Genomic DNA, 18,783 nt, shown 5'->3' with positions numbered 1-18,783 from the left:
ATCGTCCATGCTGTCTGATTTACCAATTGCCGTGATCGGCGCCGGCGCAATGGGTGAAGCGATTATCGGCGGACTGCTGCGCAATGAGCTGGTTGCCGCCGAGCAGATTTTGGTCAGCCACCCACGCGAAGAACGACGGCGCGAACTCGCCCATCGCTATCACATTCGCGTTACCCACGACAATCTTGAAGCGGCCAAATGGGGCCGGGTTGTGATCTTTGCCGTCAAGCCACAACAGTTACGGCGCGTGTTGCCACCGTTGCGTGGCGCGATCCGTGACGAAGATCTGGTCATCTCGGTGATTGCTGGCGCAACGATTGCTTCGTTTGCCGAAGCGCTTGCCCATCCGGCAGTGGTGCGTAGCATGCCTAACACACCAGCCCAAATCGGTTGTGGCATGACCGTATGGACCGCCGCTCCGGCAGTGACCGAACGCCAGCGCCAATGGGCCGCCACGGTGCTGGGTGCGCTGGGGCGCGAACTCTTCGTGGATAATGAAACCTACCTCGATATGGCAACCGCCATCAACGGCACCGGTCCGGCATACGTCTTTTTGATGATGGAAGCGATGATCGATGCCGGTGTTCACCTTGGACTGTCGCGCCGGATCGCCGAAGAACTGGTACAGCAGACGATGCTTGGTTCGGTGCAGTATGCGATTCAGAGCGGAATGCATCCGGCTCAGTTGCGCAATGCCGTCACCTCACCTGGCGGCACCAGCGCTGCTGCGCTGAGCGAGCTTGAACGAGGCGGGTTGCGCACAGTGCTGGCCGATGCGATTTGGGCCGCCTATCGCCGCTCGGTTGAATTGGGAAGGCAGGACTGAATGGCAACCAGTTATGCCCGCGCGCGATTGACAACTGAGGACGATCGGCGCTATCGCGCGTATGTCGAACAGTTTAAGCTGCAACGCAAAAACCAGAAGGCAATCCGTCCGCCTCGCCAGCGCGACATCTTTGGCAGCCAGGCCGAAGCGGCATTGCGCGACTGGCTGGCAACGCAGTTGCCGCTCGACGAACGGCGCATTCTCGAATACGAAGAGCGGCGCAACCGGACAGCTCAAATCAAGTATCGCGAACTCGATGCGCTGGCCATTATCGATGGGGTAGCGTGGGTCTTTGAAATCAAGGCCAGCCGCACCGCCAGCGCCTTGCGTCGCGCCGTTGCCCAACTCAACGAAACGCGCCAGATCTTGCATCTCCTCTTCCACCGGGTTGGCGTAACGATTTTGCTGGTTGATACCGGCATTCCCATTGATAGCGCTGCTGCTGATGCGTTGATGGCAAGCGATCGACCGCCACCTCGCCGACCTGAACCGCTCAGCGAGGTATTGACTGCGCTGCCCCAGTTACAACGCATTGATGATCTGGCGACTCGTTCGCCTGACGATAATCAAGTCAATTTGATGTTGTTTAGCGTCGATGACATTATTGCGCTGGCAGGAGCAGAGAATCTGGCACTCAACTGGGAAGAAGATGATTTTGATGATGAAACTGACGTGGAGCCGCCGCCGGCAACCTCGCTCTTCGCCAGTAGCAGCGATAATGACGATAGTGATGACGATAATCCTCTGGCCGCCGCGTTGCGCAAAGCGGGGTTACGGTAAACGTTGTCTATGTTCGATGGTCTGAGACATATCGGCAAATCATGCATTGGCCTCCGTTGACGCGCATTCATCACACTACCGGGCATAACACCTTGGGCGTGACTCACGACCTGGAGACCAGAGGATGAATTTGCCTTCCTTTTGCGCCAGATAACACCATAGCTATGAACAAGCTTCGCACTACCGCCGCACTGGCGCTGGCTCGCGCCGCTGGAACCCTCTCGCGCCGCCTGCATCTCGGCGGTGGCACCAGCTTACCCGGTCAACTGGCCCGCGCGCTTGATCCGACTATTCTGACCGCCATCTGCACATCCTTGTCGGACGGCGTGATTCTGGTTGCCGGCACGAACGGCAAGACAACCACCAGTCGGATGCTGGCAGCGATCCTGGAACAGGCTGGCGAGTCGCTCCTCCACAATCGCGCCGGCGCCAATCTACTGCCGGGTTTGACAACGGTTGCGATTGGTCATGCTGATTGGCATGGGCGACCGCGCGTCCGACGCGCCCTGTTCGAAACCGACGAAGCGGCCTTGCCGCAGGCGATAAGCGAAACTCACCCGCGCCTGGTGGTGTTGCTCAATCTGTTTCGCGATCAGCTTGACCGGTATGGCGAGATTGACACGATTGCCGGTCACTGGCGCAAGTCGCTGCAAACTCTACCGCCTGCCAGCACAGTCGTCTTTAACGCCGATGATCCGGCGCTGGCCGACATTACCCGCAACCTTGCCGCTCGCGCGCTCGCCTTTGGCCTGGAAGACGAGCGTCACGCCGTTGCTGCTGCTACCCATATTGCCGATTCGCAGTTTTGTCATCACTGTGGTCACCGCTACGAATACCGGCGTATCTTCTACGCGCATATCGGCCATTATGCCTGCCCCCAATGCGGTCGGCGTCGCCCGGAGCCGGCGGTTGCGCTCACAATGCTTGAACCGGGTGGATTGAACGGCAGTGAATTACAAATCGATCATCCTGCCGGCGTTCTGCGTTTGCGCTTGCCGATTCCCGGTCTCTACAATGCGCAGAATGCCCTTGCCGCCGCCGCCGCTGCGCTCGCGCTCGGGATTGCGCCAGCTACTATCAGTGCCGCGCTGACGAACTTCCAGGCTGCCTTCGGTCGGATAGAGCGCATCACCGCCGGACCCGACGGCCCACCGCTCTTAATTGCGTTGATCAAAAATCCGGTGGGTGCTTCTGAGACGGTGCGAATGTTAACCTCGACGACAACGACACCACTTCACCTCTTAATCGCGATTAACGACCGTTTTGCCGATGGCACCGATGTTTCCTGGCTGTGGGACGCCGACTTCGAGCCGCTGGCCGGACGGGTGGCCCACGTCATCGTAAGCGGCACTCGCGCCGCCGATATGGCGCTGCGGCTTGACTATGCCGGGGTTGACGGGCGCACAATCACGGTGATCGACGATCTACCGGCAGCGCTCGATGCGGCGCTGGCAGCGCTTCCGCCGGGCGAAACACTTGCCGTCTTGCCTACCTACACGGCAATGCTCGACTTGCGCGCTGAGATTGCGCGTCGCGGGTGGGCGAGACCCTTTTGGGAAGCCTGAAAACGGCAGATCCGCGCGAACGGAATACATCGATACGCTGACCGGAAATGCGCTGCCGGGGTTGGGGTAACCTCCATGATGACAGGAGACAGCGTAGGGGCGGGTTTAAAACCCGCCCCTACTCAGGGTAGCCCCCATGATGACAGGAGACAGCAGATCACATTTGTTACCAGATGAGAGTACCGTTTATCTAACCGCCATGCGCCGGAGACGGTCATAACAACCTTCAAAGTGGCATCAATTATCTAACCGCCACTCACTGATATTCCAGGTAAAGGGCGCTGTCGGGTCAAGCTGCCAGCCTGACAACCCCTGGCGGGCAATCAGCGTATCAATGCGCTGGAAGAGCGGCAAGACCGGCAATTCCTGCGTAAACAACTGCTGCTGGCGCAGATATGCCGCTCTCTGTTCTTCAGGATCGAGCGAAGTAGTGGCCGTATTGATCGCCTCGTTTGCCTCGAAGAAACACCAGCCGGCAAAATTGTTACCCGTCCAGTTATTGGCTTCACTCGGCACCCCGGCGCAACTCCACAATTCCCAGCCCCGTGGATGCGGCCCGGCAATCCAACCAAACAACGCAAGCTCGAAGGTACGCTGGTACAAGGGGCCATCAACTGCGTACAATTCACTCGCCGGCAAAGGCACTACTTCGACCTGGATGCCGACTTGAGCCAGATCCTCCATGATCTGATTGGCCACAGCCTCGCGCAACGGCGAATTGGCGCTCGTGACGAGCGAAAGCACAATGGGGAGATTTTCGTATTCGCGCCAGCCATCGCCATCAGTATCAAGCAAACCTGCTTCGTCGAGCAAACGGCGCGCTTCGTCAGGATTGTACGAATAGCGGGTAATCTGGTCGAGCGGCGGATACCCAAACTGACCGGGCAAGATCCAGCTCTCCAGCACATTGCTCTTGCCACCCAACAACCCCTCAACCAGCTTTGGCCGATTGATGGCATATGCTATTGCCCGCCGCGCGCGAATATCCTGCAACAGAGGAACGTCAAGATTAAAGTCTACATGCTCCCAAATCGTGTTTGGCGACGCGCTGATCTGAAGTTCGGGATCGTTGCGCTGCATAAGTTGAACAAGCAGCTCTGGCGTCGGCTGTTCGATGAACACGAGATCGAGACCGCCGCCGCGCACCAATTCAACCAGTTGCTGCGGGTCGTTGCGAAACGCGATAATAATTCGATCAAACGATGGTGTCGCGCCGAAATAATAAGGATTACGCACCAGCTCAAGCGAGCCACCATCAAAGCTATCGACCATATACGGGCCATAACCAATCGGTCGGCGGGAAAACTCACTTTGCGCTACCTGTTGCGGATCGAGACCGGCCAGCGCGTGGCGCGGCAATGGCAACCAAAAGCTGGTCAGATAGGCAGGATCGGTGACATCGGGCCGCAACACTGCGCGCGTAGTATGCTCATCAACCTGTTCGTAGCGTTCGATCATCGCCAACCGGCTGTTAGCAGCCTGACCGAGATCGAACTGTTGCGCCAGCTCGTATGCAAATATCGAGTCAGCCGCAGTGACCGGCGTGCCATCCGACCAGCGCAACGCAGGGTTCCAATGAAACGTGATACTGACCTGCGTCACCTCATCGGTCTTATCGGTCGGCGTATCGGTGATCTGCCCCAGCTCGTCACGAAAGACGGTCACCGTAGTTGTAACCACATCACCGTTCGCAAAATCGGGCAGTCGGGTTAGCACACCGGTAGCGCGCAAAGTGAAGTCTACTGGAATGAGCGGCGATGGGAAAATCAGCTCGGTCAACGGGCCGGTGATCCGCTCATCGGTAGGCGTGCTATGGTACGGTAACAGATCGGCTGGCTCGTTCACCAGTCCGATCCGAATCACCTGTTCGGAAGTGATCGTTGGGGTCACCTGCGTCACAACCGGCTCAACCGGTGTTGCTACCGAACTCGTCGCCGGTTGATCGACGCGCAGCTCACAGCTTGCGAGCGCGCTCAATGCAAACAGGGCAAACCAAAACAGAATCAGACGCTTCATAGCGTGTACTTCGTTGTTGATGTAGGTGCCTGTAATCAGAGAAACGCCAGCAGACCTGACATAAGCCAGCTTACCGAACCGGCCATGCGCGTTAAACAAACACCTGCTGGCTCCCCTTCGGAAGCCATAAGCGCGCTATGGTGTTGCCAGATCACGCGCCGCCGGCACACCAGCGGCAGTCGTTGCCATCTGAACAGCGCGCGCAATGGCGATAGCCAGCACGTCAGCCGCCACCGCACCCAGCGTCACCAATGGCGGCGCATCTAAAACGCCGGTCGCCAGCGCAAACACAGTGTCACCATCAAAGGGCGAATGAGCGGGACGAATGGACCGGGACAGGCCATCCTGGGCCATTATTGCCAGGCGTCTGGCAGCAGCTTTGTCAAGTCGGGCATCAGTTGCGACCACTGCAATGGTGGTATTTTGACCGGTAGAATCGGCAAATGACTGTCGGCTCAAACCGTTGCGCAACAAAGCGCCGGTACCAATCAACTGCTGACCGGGGCCGAGTGCGCCGGCGATCAGGCGTCCCTGGGGATCGACCACATCGCCAAAAGCATTCACAACCGCCAGCGCTCCAACAGTAACGCCATTCGCCAGCGTCTCGCTCCACGTGCCGACTCCGCCGCGCATTGCGGTTGTCATTCCACCCACTTTACCAACAGTCGCGCCGATACCGGCGCCGACGCTGCCTTCCGGCACACTCGCCTCAGCCGCGGCGCATGCCGCATAGCCCATTGCTGCATCGGGCCACACATCGGGGCGGCCAATACCGAGATCGAAGATCACTGCTGCCGGCACGATCGGCACTCTGGTCAGACCGACATCGAAGCCATAGCCACGTTCGTGCAGCCACGACACCACTCCGGTGGCAGCCGCCAGGCCAAACGCGCTCCCGCCGGTCAACACCACCGCATTCACTTGCTGGACAAGATTTACCGGGTCGAGCAGATCGGTTTCCCGAGTACCGGGCGCGCCCCCGCGCACATCAACCCCGGCTGTTGCGCCATCAGGCGTCAACACCACTGTCACCCCGGTCAGCGCATCTGCATCGGCGGCATGACCAACCAGCACACCGCGCACATCAGTGATTGCAGGAACATTCATGATCGTCTCACCTCTGCCGGCTGCGCCACCGGATACGCTTCCGCTCGCACTGTGGGCGCACTGCCGACGTGAGAATGACCACAATATGGACAAATCCGCCAGGTCAGATCAATGACTTTATGGCACGAATCGCAGCGTCGGCGCAGGTGAGTATGGCAATGCGGACAGAGGATGAAATCAGGCTCAATCGGACGCTGACACTCAGGACAGATCATTTGATCTTCGAGATCGCGGCGCAGGAACTCTTCTTCCAGCGCGCGCTCGTATTTCTCGGCCAGGGTTTGCGGTGGTCGCAGGATAAGATGAAGTGGAATACCCAGAAATGGAAGTAATAAGACAATCCCCACTGCCAGCACCTGAACCGAAACGTCTTCAGTGCGACGACGAATATCGCGGTAGGCCCACAACACCGATGCAGCCCACAACAATACCGCATACGCACCTAAAAAGATTGCACCCAGGCGCACCAGCGGAAGAATGTTAGCCAAAAATTCCTGAATTGCTTCCATAATATTACAACTTGCGTGTTTGTGCCCGCAACACAAACACTGTCGCGCCTCCCACCTGAACTTCAAGTGGCGCCGGCGGATAGAACTCGCCCGACTCGGCAATCGGCGGCATTGGTGAAACGTAGCGAGTGCGGGTTGAACAATGTTCGCGAATGATACCAATGACCGGATCGACCTGCTGATCTTCGACACTCAACAACAGCGTCACATTGCCTTCACGAAGAAACCCACCCTGGCTACTCAGACGGGTCACCCGATAACCATGCTCGGTTAGAGCTTCAACAAGGTTGGTAGCATCTTGTGATTGAACGACCGCAATGACGAGGCGCATAGGCGTACCCTGATCCTCTTACATTCTTTAGCGCGCAACAATTGGTGTAATTCCGACCAGGCGAGGCGATACCACTTGCCAGATCTGTTCAGCCAGCTCATCAACCGACTGAGCAGCATCGAGCGCATGCCACCGTTCTGGTTCCTGCTTGATCAATTCGGCAAAACCGCGCGCAACCCGCTGATGATACGCCAGATCGCGGGCATCGAGCCGGTTCCATTCCGCCACTTGACCACTGGCGCCTTCCGACCGCTCACGACTGGCCCGCTTGCGTTGAAGGCCGACTTCAACATCGATGTTCAGATAAAACGTTATGTCTGGCTTGAGACCACCGGTTGCCACCTCGGTTATGGCGCGTAGTTCGTTCAGATCTCGACCAAGACCATATCCCTGATAGGCTAACGTCGAGTCGGCGTAACGGTCACAGACTACAATTCCACCCGTCGCCAGATATGGCCGGATCAACTCGCTAACCAGTTGCGACCGCGCTGCCGAAAAGAGCAAGATCTCGGTGGTGGGCGCCATTTCAGTATGGCGTAGATCGAGTAAAATCCGACGAATCCACTCGCCAATCCGGGTACCACCCGGCTCGCGGGTCAAGATCACGGGATAGCCTGCGGCTTGCAGCCGCTCATATAGCCGCCGGGCCTGAGTGCTCTTGCCAGATCCCTCTGGCCCCTCAAATGTGATGAACAACCCACACTGCATGACTGTGCCATCGGTAATCGCAGTATATCCTGCATCTAAGGATAGCCGATCTTTGTCAATCTGTCGATCTACCAATATTGAAGGGCAAGTCAATACCTGCCCTTCAATCGGGAGCGTGATGGTCACCAGATACAGGTTTTGGCTTCCAGCAGGAAGCGTTATCAGCGAAAAATCTTCACTCGCCGGTTAGGATCATCCCCCCGGCTCTCGGAACGCAGATTGTAGCGACCGGCCATCTGATGTTGCAGGCGACGAATGTAACTGCTGCGTGGTGTTAATTCTACCGCACTACGCTCTCCGTTGATCACCTGGGTAATCGCCTGCTCAGTTTCGAGCAGCGCCTCTTCAATCACCGAGTCACCACTGGCCGGCAACGGCGCTTCGTCATCGATAATCTCACGCAACTGGAAGACTTGCGCCAGTTGTCGTTCCATTTGGGTAATCGTATTATTGCGCAGCACATAGACCGGCACCCCCTGCTCTTCGGCCTGTCGCAGTTGTTGCGAACTCTGGCGATAGTAATTTTTCAGGGTCATCACCAGGGTAGCATCTTTCAAATCACGCACAATCACTGCGGGCACTCGCAGACGCTCGATCGCGTTTTGCAACCGATTGCGACTGACACCAAAGGGAAAGATCCGCTGCGGCGGCATCATCGTTGTGGCTGACACATCACCGCCATTGCGATCGCGCAAACGCGGGCCACTCGTGCCCATTTGGGCCTGTTCGCGGCCACCACGACTGCGGCGACCACCAAACGCTGGCGCATCGATTGTCGCTCGCCGCGCGGGTTCACGCCGCACCGTGCCGTTCGGCTCGCGGAAACGACGTTCACAAGGCGGTTCCTCACCGCGCAAGATGGCATCGACGGCTGCCGCCACATCGGGATAGACTGTCACACTATCCCACGACTGAATCTCAACCAGGATGCTGAAGGTCGGTGGCGCTTTTCGCTCGAGTACCGTCTTTTGGGTCCCCCGGCGACGCGCCTCTTCGTCACCCAGGGTCACCGCCTGAATTCCGCCCACCAGGTCGGACAGGGTCGGATTGATCATTAAATTATCGAGCGTATTGCCGTGAGCAGTGCCGACCAGTTGCACACCCCGCTCGGCAATTGTGCGCGCGGCTGCCGCTTCCAGCTCGGTACCGATTTCATCGATCACGATCACTTCAGGCATGTGATTTTCGACCGCCTCGATCATCACGTTGTGCTGTTCGGCAGGTCGCGGCACCTGCATCCGCCGTGCCCGCCCGATACCGGGATGAGGAATATCGCCATCACCCGCGATCTCATTGGAGGTATCGACGATTACGACCCGCTTGCGCAGTTCATCGCCAAGGACGCGAGCCGTTTCACGCAACAGGGTTGTCTTCCCGGTGCCTGGCTTGCCCAGCAGCAGAATGCTCTGCCCGGTCTCAACCAGGTCGCGAATAATATCGACTGTGCCGAACACCGCGCGCCCTACGCGACAGGTCAATCCAATCACTACGCCACGACGATTGCGAATACCAGAAATACGGTGGAGGGTACGGGGAATACCGGCGCGATTATCTTCACCGAATTCACCAATCCGCGCGATCACATAGTTAATATCCTCGACAGTTACCTCGCGATCGCTTAAAAACAGTTCGTGACCGCGATAACGCGCCTCAGGCAACCGTCCCAGATCCATCACAATTTCGAGCAAATTATCCTGGTCGTTAGCCTTCTGAATCGCCTCACTGATTGCCGGCGGCAGCGTTGCTAACAAGAGCTGAATGTCGTTGCTCGTATCCGTCACAGCCATAACTGCTTAGCACTCCTCCCGTGCCGTTGGTGGCCACACATACCGGCGCACCGACACGCGCGGCTCAAGGCCGACTTCTAACGACGGCGTCAACATAGCGCGTCGGATCGGCACCACCGTATGCTTGACCAGTAATATTTGTTCGCCGACCGGTTGGAAACCCAACCGCATCGCCGGTTCAAACAACTCCTGCTGATATTCGCGCAACAATAGATATACTGGCCGGGTATCGCTCAATTGCGCCAGACCGAAGCGCAGCACATCAACTGCCAGTTCGCGGGCATCAGGCCGAATTAAGAGCGAAAAGACGTGTCCACTCGGCCCACTGAGCAAGCGGAGATAGGCTGACAGGTCGTCATCAGGACCAAGCACCCACGCATGCTGGCGCGTGAGCGAGTAGGGCTGACGCAACGTCCAGTAACGGGCATTGCGCACCTCGGCCTGCTGCACCAAATGCGGCGCTACCATACCATACAGCTTATGGATTGCCCAGTGATCACGCCGCGCCTGCACCCGCATCGGCGCCAGGCGAGTGCCCTGATCCCAATCAGGCCCAGAGAGATGAAACAGGTGACGATGGGTATAGACCTGGAAACCCACCTGCCGAAAGATCTCGCGCAGCTCGTTATGCTGGCTGGGCAACGCCGCGTAGAGTCGCTGCACCGAATGCTGGGCTGCATCAGCACAGAGCCGGTGTAAAAGATGAAACCAGAGTTCGTAATCGCTGGGCGTCTGTTCGCTGCGGGAGCCGTTCGTTGCCAGATAGATTACATCTTGCTCTGGCCGGCCTGGTCGGCCCATCGCCTGCGCGAGTGCAAAACCACCTCGTTCGGCCAACACGAGCGTCATCCGTTCGCGGTGGTTGCCGGCCAGCATACTCTGCAACGCGAACCACAGCGGCCGGTGGCTATACGCCAACAGTCGTTCGGTGTAGAGCACCTGTTGGTAGCGAGGTTTCCGCCGCAGCGACCACAAGTCACCCGGCGTTACGGTTCGTATCATAATTCCAGAAAGAGCCGGTGAACGCGATCATCACCGGTCAGTTCAGGATGGAACGTCGTTGCGAGCAACCGTCCCTGTCGGGCAGCGACAACGCTGCCATCTGCCAGCCAGCCAACTGCTTCACTGCCTTGACCCAGCGCAATGATACGCGGCGCGCGAATGAAGACTCCGGGCAAGGGCGTTTCGCCGATGATCGGCATTGTGATCGGTGCCTCGAAGCTATCGAGCTGACTACCATACGCATTGCGCTGAATGGTCAGATTCATGACTCCGATGGTCGGCTGACCGCCTTGCTTTTGATCCACCACCTCTTTTGCCAGCAAAATGGCTCCGGCGCAGGTACCCCAAATCGCCAGATCATGCCCGGCGCGCGCCCGGATCGGTTCCAGTAATTGATACCTTGTCAATAGTCGCCCGATGGTTGTGCTCTCGCCACCAGGAATGATCAGGCGTTCAACCCGGGCAAGCTGGCGCGGGAGCCGCACTTCAATCGGATCGATGCCGATCCGCTGTAAGACCGCGCAGTGTTCGCGAAAATCGCCTTGTAGAGCCAAAACGCCAACTGTCATAGATGTTGCTACGCGGACGAAGCGTTGCTCCGTCCGCTTCCTCCTGCTAACTACCAGCCACGTCGGGCCATCAACTGCTCGGCGGGAATCTGATCGATATTGATCCCAACCATTGCTTCACCGAGACCCTTGCTCACCTCGGCAATAATCTCTGGATCATTGTAATGGGTTGTCGCTTCGACGATAGCCCGCGCTCGCTTGACCGGATCGCCGCTCTTGAAGATCCCCGAACCGACAAAGATCCCATCAACGCCCAGTTGCATCAACAGTGCCGCATCGGCGGGGGTAGCAATACCGCCAGCGGCAAAGTTGACCACTGGCAGCCTGCCTTCAGCGGCAACCTGCTTGACCAGCTCGTAAGGCGCTTGAATCTGCTTGGCATACGTAAACAATTCGTCTTCGTTCATCGACTGCAAACGGCGAATCTCACCGTACACTGCTCGGGCATGGCGCACGGCCTCCACCACATTGCCGGTGCCGGCTTCGCCCTTGGTGCGCAACATCGCCGCGCCTTCGGCAATCCGGCGCAGCGCCTCGCCGAGATTGCGGCAACCGCACACAAACGGCACCCGGAACTTATGCTTGTTGATGTGGTGCTCTTCGTCAGCCGGCGTTAGCACTTCGCTCTCGTCGATGTAGTCAACTCCAATCGCTTCGAGGACTTGCGCCTCGACGAAGTGACCAATGCGGGCTTTCGCCATCACCGGAATTGTTACAGCCTGCTTGATCGCCAGAATCAGCTCTGGGTCGCTCATGCGGGCCACACCGCCCTGGGCGCGAATATCAGCCGGCACTCGCTCGAGCGCCATCACCGCCACGGCGCCGGCTTCTTCGGCAATGCGCGCCTGCTCTGGAGTGACGACATCCATAATCACGCCACCCTTTAGCATTTGCGCCAGCCCAACCTTTGTCGTCCACGTCGATTTTTCCATATTGCCTCACTCAAGGTTACGCATCTGCGACGTTTGCCGGTCTCGTCAGATCATTGTACCACGCTGTGACATGGCGGGCAATGCGTCGCATGACGGAGCGCCGGAGACAAATGTTCTGACAAAATTATCAGATATTATGTCAATTTTTTCAATAGTAGCATAACGCGATTCCCCTCATTGAACTGCCAGGGTCTTCGTTCATACCTGGCCAGAGCTGTGCAGGTGGGTTCACCGCTGCTGATTGCTCAGGCCATGGCGCCGATCAAAACCAGCATTGGCGCGCAACCATGGTTGCAACAGGCAAGACAGATTCGCGGCGAGATGCGCAGTCTCGCATCTCGCCACGAGATCAGCCGGCTGCGTCGCTATTCCATCATCCCCGCCCGATCGCTTTGGCGACAGCCCGCACTTTTGGCATCAGGTTCATGAAATTCTCTGGGCTCAGCGATTGACCACCGTCTGACTTGGCCCGGTCGGGATCAGGATGGACTTCGATGATGACGCCATCGGCGCCCGATGCAATGGCAGCCAGCGTAAGCGGCGGCACCAGATACCATTTGCCGGTGCCGTGGCTTGGATCGACGATCACCGGCAGATGAGAGCGCTTCTTCGCCACGGCCACCGCGTTTAGATCGAGCGTATTTCGGGTAGCGGTCTCGAAGGTGCGAATGCCGCGCTCGCACAAGATCACGTTTGGATTGCCCTGGGCAATGATATACTCTGCCGAGAGCAGCCACTCTTCGATAGTCGCCGACAGACCGCGCTTGAGCAGCACCGGCATCCCACTCCGTCCGGCTTCTTCCAGCAACTGATAGTTTTGCATATTGCGCGCACCGATCTGGAGCACATCGGCATAACGCGCAACCAGCTCGACATCGGCAGGGGTCATCACTTCGGTCACAATCGGCAGACCGGTTTCAGCGCGGGCCTGCGCCAGCAACTGCAATCCCAACTCACCCAGACCGCGGAAGCTGTACGGCGACGTGCGCGGCTTAAACGCGCCGCCGCGCAACATATTGGCGCCGGCTTCGCGCACGGCGCGAGCTGCGGCCATGATCTGCTCTTCGCTTTCGACCGAGCAGGGGCCGGCGATAATTGCCAGATGACCACCGCCAACCTTTACATCACCGACCTGCACAATAGTATCGCGCGGCTGCACCTCACGCGATACCAGTTTGTAGGGCTGGGTAATCCGCAGCGTTTCTTTAACGCCGGCAAAATGCTCCAGTTCTTCACGCAACGTCGGCGGGATGGCCGCGCCGACCACGGCAATGACAGTGCGCTCTTCGCCGACAGTTAAATGGCCGCGCAAGTTATGCTCGCGCAGCCGGGCCAACACCGCATTGATCTGACTCTCAGTTGAGTCGGTTTGCATCACCACAATCATGGAACGATCCTCCTCAATGGCACAAGAATTAGAAGCTAAAGCAGGCGACGGTCCGGTCACGACCTGATCGTCAGCAGGCGGCGTTACCGAGTCATAGCGCCAATCAGACATTCCTCCAATCTTCGCATCGGATCGCGACGAGATAGACTGCGTCATCCGGTGGCTGCTCATGGTCGTTCCTCCGGTGGCAGGGGCGCGGCAACCCGGAAGGCATTCATCATCGCGGCACGTTCGGGCCGCAACCCGCGCGCCCCGCGAATATAGACATGCACGATCTCATCGGCGCGTTTGGGGGTATTCCAGTGGATTAAGACGCGGATACAGCGCGGCAAACTGCCCGGCACCGCCATTTCGTGGCCGCAGAGCAGGGCAGTGTCAAGCCAACCAATTGCGCGGGCAGCCACTGCCGGAAACTCAGCATTGAGATCGGGAGTGGTAGTAAAAATAGCGCTGGCAATGTCTTCTGGTTTGATGTCGTTAGCTTCGATCAATAACGTGAGCAATTCGTGCGTTGCTTCCAGAATCGCGTCGCGCGTATTTTCGTCACAGGTGGTCGCTCCTCGTACTCCGCGGCAACGAACGTCCATTGATTCTCCTCCGGGCAATAACAGAGGGGGCGCGAGGTTTGTTCGCCTCGCGCCCCCTTGTGATTGCTCTCTAATCTCGCGCGTCTTTCAGGAAATGCGAAGCGACCAGTCCGGTTTTCGGCTGGTAAAGTAGAAAAAGTAGGTGTAAAAGCGCGAACCAATCATGGAAACGCTTACCTTACTATCTACCCGCTCCGACGAGGGAAATATACCATAGCCGCAGTTATTCGTCAAGCGCATCACGAACCGAGCAACTCTTCGGCTTCGATAATCGCCTGGGCAATATCCTTCATCTTCGTGCGCTTATCACGCGCGCGCTGGCGCAACCGTTCATAGGCATCACGCTCGCTCAGGCCCAGCCGTTGCATCAAAATACCTTTAGCCCGCTCAATCAGCTTGCGCGCCTCAAGCGCCTCTTGCAGTTCGAGATTTTCATTGCGCAGATTCTGCAACTCGCGATGACGCGCCAGCGCAATCGCAATCGCCGGCGGTAATTCTTGTTCATTGACCGGCTTGACCAGATAGGCCAACGCGCCAGCAGCTTCGGCGCGCCGAATCGTCTCTTTATCGGCAAACGCAGTCAACATCACTACCGGAATACCGGTCTGATCGCGAATACGCGCCGTTGCCTCCGTGCCGTCCATCTCCGGCATACGAATATCCATCATCACCAGATCAGGCTTGAGACGCGCTGCCAGCATTACTGCCTCGGCGCCAGTACGAGCAATACCAACCACCTCGTAGCCCAACCCTTTGAGCTGTTCTTCCAGGGTGAGCGACACGAGATCGTTATCCTCGGCTATCAGGATACGAATCGCGGCCACGGCTGCCTCCCGCTGCAAGCTTGCGCATTACGTGATAGCTTAGATCATACCACAAGATGGGCAGGGGTGTGATACAATTTAATGCGAGAGGAAGTGTTTGCGTATGCAACTGACGCCATTGGGGCGGCAGCTATACATACCGCCGCAACCATCGGGGTGAGGAGGACGTGATGCGCTACGACATCACGAATATTGCCATCGAAGATTATCTGCACAATCTTATGCCGCCGCGCGATGAGGTTCTGGCCAATCTCGAAGCGCGCGCCAGACAGCAGGGGCTATCGCTGGTCGGGCCGGTGCAGGGGCAGTTTCTCTACCTGCAAGCGTTGATGATGAATGCGCGCAATGCGCTGGAAGTCGGTATTACCACCGGTTACGCCGCTACCTTCATTATGAAGGCGCTCCGGCAAACTGGCGGTAAGATGACTGCAATCGAACGAAACCCCGAGCGGGTCAAGCTAGCGAACGAGGTTATCGAAGCCGCCGGATTTCGCGACATGATTGCCATTCATATTGGCGATTGGCGCGAGATTCTGCCATCACTCAATCAGGAATTTGACCTGATCTTCCTCGATGTCTTGCGCAGTTCGTCGAATGACGAACAGGCCACTCAGGCGCTCGAACTGTGTGTCTCGTTGCTCAGCCCGGGTGGCGTGTTGATCGCCGATAATGTCTTGTGTAGCGCACAGGTGCTCGAAGAAGATGTTTCGCCACTGGTGCGCGGGATCCAGCGCTTCAATCGGGCCATTATGGAGCATCCGCAGCTCGAGTCGGTGATTATTCCGTTGCGTGATGGCGTGTCGATTAGTCGCAAGAAGCGCTAAACGCAAGAAGAGCACAACTGAGCGAGGAAGGGAGCCGATCAATCTTTAGCGAGTTCCCAACCTTCGCTCAGTAAAGGACGATTGCCGGTTTCGGCATTCGCTCAGGCATTGTTATCATGCATCATCGTCTTGCCGATTGGGCGGCATTGCGCGCCCTGGCTCAGACCCTTAACCAGACGCTTGACCTGCGAACGGCTTTGGAAGCAGCGTTAGGCCATATCCTTGAGCTGACCGGCCTTGAGGCCGGTTGGATCTATTTACGCCACGAAGGTGAGCAATTTACTCTGGCCGCGCGCCATCGCCTGCCGCCGGCGCTTACCTATCCCGGCCTGGCCTGGCAAGGAGAGTGCGCCTGCCAGGAGCGATGCAGTAGCGGTCGTCTCGGTGAACCGACGCTGATGGCATGTTCGCGTTTGCGCGGCGCCACCGGCGATAAACGCGGCCTTTCGCACCATATATCGATCGCTTTGCGCGATAATACTCGCGTCATTGGGATTCTGAATCTGGCGACCAGTCAGTGGGCGCGATTAGAAGTAGCCGATCAGTATCTCGTGGCGGCAATCGGCGATCTCCTTGGCACGGCCATTGCTCGCGCCTATCTCTACGAAGAGTTTAGTGTGCGTCGCGTACAGGAACGGCGCGCGTTGCTCTCGCTCTCGCAAGAGTTGCTCGTTAGCGACGATCTCGAGCCAACCCTGCAACGGCTCACCCGCATCGGAGCGCGCCTGCTCGAAGCTGATGCCTGCGCGTTTGTCGAGGCCGATGAAGAGGGTGGACGGGCAATCTTGCGCGCCTGTTACGGCTGGACGCTGCCATCAAGCAGTCCGTGGCCGATCACACTCGATGACAACCATCCACATTTATGGTATCTGCCGGAACGCAGCGCGCAGTTACCTGATGATGCCCTTATGCGGCTGCCGCCACTCTTGCGTCAGCAGAACTTTCAAGGTCATCTGGCAGCGCCGGTTGAGCTGGGTGGCGCACAGCTCGGTCTCCTGCTGGTTAATACCGTCACCCCACGCTCGTTCTTTGATAGCGAGGCCGAACTGCTCGGCCTGCTAGCCAGTCAAGTGGCGCAGATGATCGACCGTGAACGGCTCAATCAGGAGGCACAGGCCCGACAGCGGCTCGAACGTGAACTTGACCTGGCCAGCGAGATCCAGGCCAGTTTCCTGCCTGATTGTTGCCCGTTGATACCTGGCCTTCAGATCGAAGCATTCTATCGCGCTGCTCGCCAGGTTGGTGGCGATTTCTACGACTTTATCGAAGTGCCACCGACAAACCCCGGTGGCGCCGCCCGATTCGGCATCGTTATCGCCGATGTGACCGACAAAGGAGTGCCGGCAGCGCTCTTTATGGCTCTCTCTCGCACACTGCTGCGAGCAAGTGCGATTGATGGCCGTCCGCCGGTAGCGGTGATGCAGCGCGCCAATCGCCTCATTCTAGCCGACTCACGCGCCGGTCTGTTCGTGACCTGTTTTTATGCCCTGGTCGATCCGGTTAGTGGTCACGTTGCCTACGCCAACGGAGGTCATAACTATCCACTGCTCTACCGCCGCGCCGTTGATCAGGTGATACCGCTCGTCGCGCAAGGGATTGTCCTTGGCATCGTGCCCGATCCACACTTCACACCAGGTGAAATCACCCTCGAAACCGGCGATGTATTGCTCTTCTACACTGACGGTATCACCGAGGCAATGAATCTGCAGCGCGAACTCTTCGGCGATGAGCGGCTGGCCGCTACCCTCCGCGCCGCCAGTCACCACTCGCCGACCGAGATAGTGAAAGCTGTGCTGAATGCCATCCAAACCTTTGTTGGTGATACGCCACAAGCCGACGATATGACGATGGTTGTCATCAAGCGGGTGTAGGGAAGGACTGGCCTCACTTGCGCGGTTGCAGTCACCTCGCTATAATAGACACCGACGCGGCACGGGGAGATGACGGAGTGGTTGAACGTGCCCGTCTCGAAAACGGGTAGGGCCTAATAAGCCCTCGTGAGTTCGAATCTCACTCTCCCCGCCAATCATCAGCGCCCGACCTGCCACCAGGTTGGGCGCGCCGATTCTTTGAGGTGATGCTATGACACCGGCTGAACAGCGGTTACGCGAACAATTAGAAGAACAGTTGCGGCTTAACGAGTGGCTTTACGAACAACTGGAACGCCAGCGGGCAATGAATGCCGAACTACGACGCGCTGTTGCCGATCTGGCGCGCGCGTTTCAGGAATCGCTTGCCGCCGCCGCAGAAGCGGGTGAAGCCGGCGACATCGACGCTGTTCGCCGACTGACGCGCGCTAACCAGCAACACTGGCAACACTATCTGCACCAGATTGTCACCGCTGCCAGTCGCGCTCCTGGCGCAGAGAGTCATCACGATTAAATCCGGAGCGAACGCGCTTACGAGCGCAACCGTCCCTGCTCTATGTCGTATTTGCCGGCCAGATCATCCTGTACTGTCTGTGGCGCGCGTTTGACGCCGGTTAGATAGGCTGCCCGATCGAGCATATGCGCCGCTACCGGAGCCGTTAACAGGAAGAAGGCAATCAGCGCAATCATCTTGGCCGCAGCCACCAGATCACCGTGATGCACCGCAACCGCCAGCAAAACCCCGGTGATGCCCAACGTACCGGCCTTGCCGGTAGCATGCACACGCGTGTACAGATCGGGCAATTTGAGCATGCCAACCGCAGCCAGAAATATAAACACGACACCAACCGTCGCCAGCGCGAGCGTGATGATTTCAGTCAGGCTCATCACGTGCGTCCCTCCTCAATATAGCGGGCAATGGCTACTGTGCCCAGAAACCCCAGCACAGCCACTACCAGGATAGCATCAACCAGAGACAATTGATCAGTGATAATCACGTAGAGCGCGACCAGCGCCACCACGTGGATCATCAACGTATCAAATGCCATCGCTCGATCGGGAATGCTTGGCCCCATTAGCAAGCGAGCCGCGCAGAGCACCATCGACACGGCGACAACGCCCATCAATCCTGCTATCAACATCTCAAAGAGCGTCATTGCG

At 57.9% G+C, this 18,783-nt stretch carries 20 protein-coding genes and 1 tRNA gene; 7 read left to right on the top strand and 14 right to left on the bottom strand.

Annotation, left to right across the window (positions count from 1 at the left end):
* The first annotated feature begins 7 nt into the window (after window positions 1–7).
* The 3 genes from proC to Q0650_RS09275 all read left to right on the top strand — a co-directional run bounded on the left by proC (window position 8) and on the right by Q0650_RS09275 (window position 3,171).
* A complete protein-coding gene (gene proC, locus Q0650_RS09285) occupies window positions 8–826 on the top strand; it encodes a pyrroline-5-carboxylate reductase (RefSeq protein WP_298818205.1) in 819 nt (272 codons plus the stop codon).
* Window positions 827–1,606 carry a hypothetical protein gene (locus Q0650_RS09280; RefSeq protein ID WP_298818203.1) on the top strand — a complete coding sequence of 260 codons (780 nt, stop codon included), beginning with the start codon at window positions 827–829 and terminating at the stop codon, window positions 1,604–1,606. It begins immediately after the preceding gene.
* Between the two features lie 164 nt (window positions 1,607–1,770).
* Window positions 1,771–3,171 (top strand): MurT ligase domain-containing protein, encoded by a 1,401-nt coding sequence (locus Q0650_RS09275; protein WP_298818201.1) that lies wholly within the window; start codon window positions 1,771–1,773, stop codon window positions 3,169–3,171.
* Window positions 3,172–3,408: 237 nt separating this feature from the next.
* Here Q0650_RS09275 and Q0650_RS09270 read toward each other — a convergent pair whose 3' ends face one another.
* The 12 genes from Q0650_RS09270 to Q0650_RS09215 form a co-directional block, all read right to left on the bottom strand.
* Window positions 3,409–5,187, bottom strand: coding sequence for a peptide ABC transporter substrate-binding protein (locus Q0650_RS09270; protein WP_298818199.1), 1,779 nt, complete (start codon window positions 5,185–5,187; stop codon window positions 3,409–3,411).
* A 135-nt stretch (window positions 5,188–5,322) separates the two neighbouring features.
* Window positions 5,323–6,294: a P1 family peptidase gene (locus Q0650_RS09265; protein WP_298818197.1), complete on the bottom strand. Its 972-nt coding sequence runs from the start codon at window positions 6,292–6,294 to the stop codon at window positions 5,323–5,325.
* On the bottom strand, window positions 6,291–6,803 hold the full coding sequence (locus tag Q0650_RS09260; RefSeq protein WP_298818195.1) for a zinc ribbon domain-containing protein: 513 nt from the start codon (window positions 6,801–6,803) through the stop codon (window positions 6,291–6,293). Before Q0650_RS09260 ends, Q0650_RS09265 begins: the two co-directional genes overlap by 4 nt.
* A gap of 4 nt (window positions 6,804–6,807) precedes the next feature.
* Complete coding sequence (locus tag Q0650_RS09255) at window positions 6,808–7,134, bottom strand: cyclic-di-AMP receptor (protein ID WP_298818193.1); 327 nt, start codon at window positions 7,132–7,134, stop codon at window positions 6,808–6,810.
* A 27-nt stretch (window positions 7,135–7,161) separates the two neighbouring features.
* The gene (gene tmk / locus Q0650_RS09250; protein ID WP_333691673.1) at window positions 7,162–7,842 is read right to left on the bottom strand and encodes a dTMP kinase; all 681 of its coding nucleotides are present in this window, start codon (window positions 7,840–7,842) and stop codon (window positions 7,162–7,164) included.
* A gap of 161 nt (window positions 7,843–8,003) precedes the next feature.
* A complete protein-coding gene (locus Q0650_RS09245; RefSeq protein WP_298818189.1) occupies window positions 8,004–9,629 on the bottom strand; it encodes a R3H domain-containing nucleic acid-binding protein in 1,626 nt (541 codons plus the stop codon).
* Between the two features lie 6 nt (window positions 9,630–9,635).
* Complete coding sequence (locus tag Q0650_RS09240; protein WP_298818187.1) at window positions 9,636–10,631, bottom strand: hypothetical protein; 996 nt, start codon at window positions 10,629–10,631, stop codon at window positions 9,636–9,638.
* Window positions 10,628–11,200 carry a pyridoxal 5'-phosphate synthase glutaminase subunit PdxT gene (gene pdxT, locus Q0650_RS09235; RefSeq protein WP_298818186.1) on the bottom strand — a complete coding sequence of 191 codons (573 nt, stop codon included), beginning with the start codon at window positions 11,198–11,200 and terminating at the stop codon, window positions 10,628–10,630. The genes Q0650_RS09240 and pdxT overlap by 4 nt, the downstream gene beginning before the upstream one ends.
* Window positions 11,201–11,250: 50 nt before the next feature.
* Complete coding sequence (pdxS, locus tag Q0650_RS09230) at window positions 11,251–12,132, bottom strand: pyridoxal 5'-phosphate synthase lyase subunit PdxS (RefSeq protein WP_298818184.1); 882 nt, start codon at window positions 12,130–12,132, stop codon at window positions 11,251–11,253.
* Window positions 12,133–12,505: 373 nt separating this feature from the next.
* Complete coding sequence (gene aroF, locus Q0650_RS09225; RefSeq protein ID WP_298818182.1) at window positions 12,506–13,519, bottom strand: 3-deoxy-7-phosphoheptulonate synthase; 1,014 nt, start codon at window positions 13,517–13,519, stop codon at window positions 12,506–12,508.
* Window positions 13,520–13,686: 167 nt separating this feature from the next.
* Window positions 13,687–14,106, bottom strand: coding sequence for a chorismate mutase (aroH, locus tag Q0650_RS09220; protein ID WP_298818179.1), 420 nt, complete (start codon window positions 14,104–14,106; stop codon window positions 13,687–13,689).
* Between the two features lie 239 nt (window positions 14,107–14,345).
* Window positions 14,346–14,930 (bottom strand): ANTAR domain-containing response regulator, encoded by a 585-nt coding sequence (locus Q0650_RS09215; protein ID WP_298818177.1) that lies wholly within the window; start codon window positions 14,928–14,930, stop codon window positions 14,346–14,348.
* A 170-nt stretch (window positions 14,931–15,100) separates the two neighbouring features.
* Here Q0650_RS09215 and Q0650_RS09210 point away from each other — a divergent pair, with 170 nt between their 5' ends.
* The 4 genes from Q0650_RS09210 (at window position 15,101) to Q0650_RS09195 (ending at window position 18,136) form a co-directional block, all read left to right on the top strand.
* Window positions 15,101–15,754, top strand: a complete 654-nt coding sequence (locus Q0650_RS09210; protein ID WP_298818175.1) for an O-methyltransferase — start codon at window positions 15,101–15,103, stop codon at window positions 15,752–15,754.
* Window positions 15,755–15,870: 116 nt separating this feature from the next.
* Window positions 15,871–17,625 (top strand): GAF domain-containing SpoIIE family protein phosphatase, encoded by a 1,755-nt coding sequence (locus Q0650_RS09205; RefSeq protein WP_298818173.1) that lies wholly within the window; start codon window positions 15,871–15,873, stop codon window positions 17,623–17,625.
* 63 nt (window positions 17,626–17,688) lie between these two features.
* Window positions 17,689–17,779 (top strand) — tRNA-Ser (locus Q0650_RS09200).
* 57 nt (window positions 17,780–17,836) lie between these two features.
* Window positions 17,837–18,136 (top strand): DUF2203 domain-containing protein, encoded by a 300-nt coding sequence (locus Q0650_RS09195; protein WP_298818171.1) that lies wholly within the window; start codon window positions 17,837–17,839, stop codon window positions 18,134–18,136.
* Between the two features lie 17 nt (window positions 18,137–18,153).
* Here Q0650_RS09195 and mnhG read toward each other — a convergent pair whose 3' ends face one another.
* A complete protein-coding gene (mnhG, locus tag Q0650_RS09190) occupies window positions 18,154–18,510 on the bottom strand; it encodes a monovalent cation/H(+) antiporter subunit G (RefSeq protein WP_298818169.1) in 357 nt (118 codons plus the stop codon).
* Entirely contained in the window at window positions 18,510–18,779 is a 270-nt protein-coding gene (locus tag Q0650_RS09185) for a monovalent cation/H+ antiporter complex subunit F (RefSeq protein WP_298818167.1), read from the bottom strand. The genes mnhG and Q0650_RS09185 overlap by 1 nt, the downstream gene beginning before the upstream one ends.
* Between the last annotated feature and the right edge of the window lie 4 nt (window positions 18,780–18,783).

This window comes from uncultured Chloroflexus sp. (assembly GCF_937129525.1).
GTDB lineage: Bacteria > Chloroflexota > Chloroflexia > Chloroflexales > Chloroflexaceae > Chloroflexus.
The sequence above is the reverse complement of the archived record's forward strand: the minus strand, read 5'-3'. Positions and strand labels throughout refer to the sequence as shown.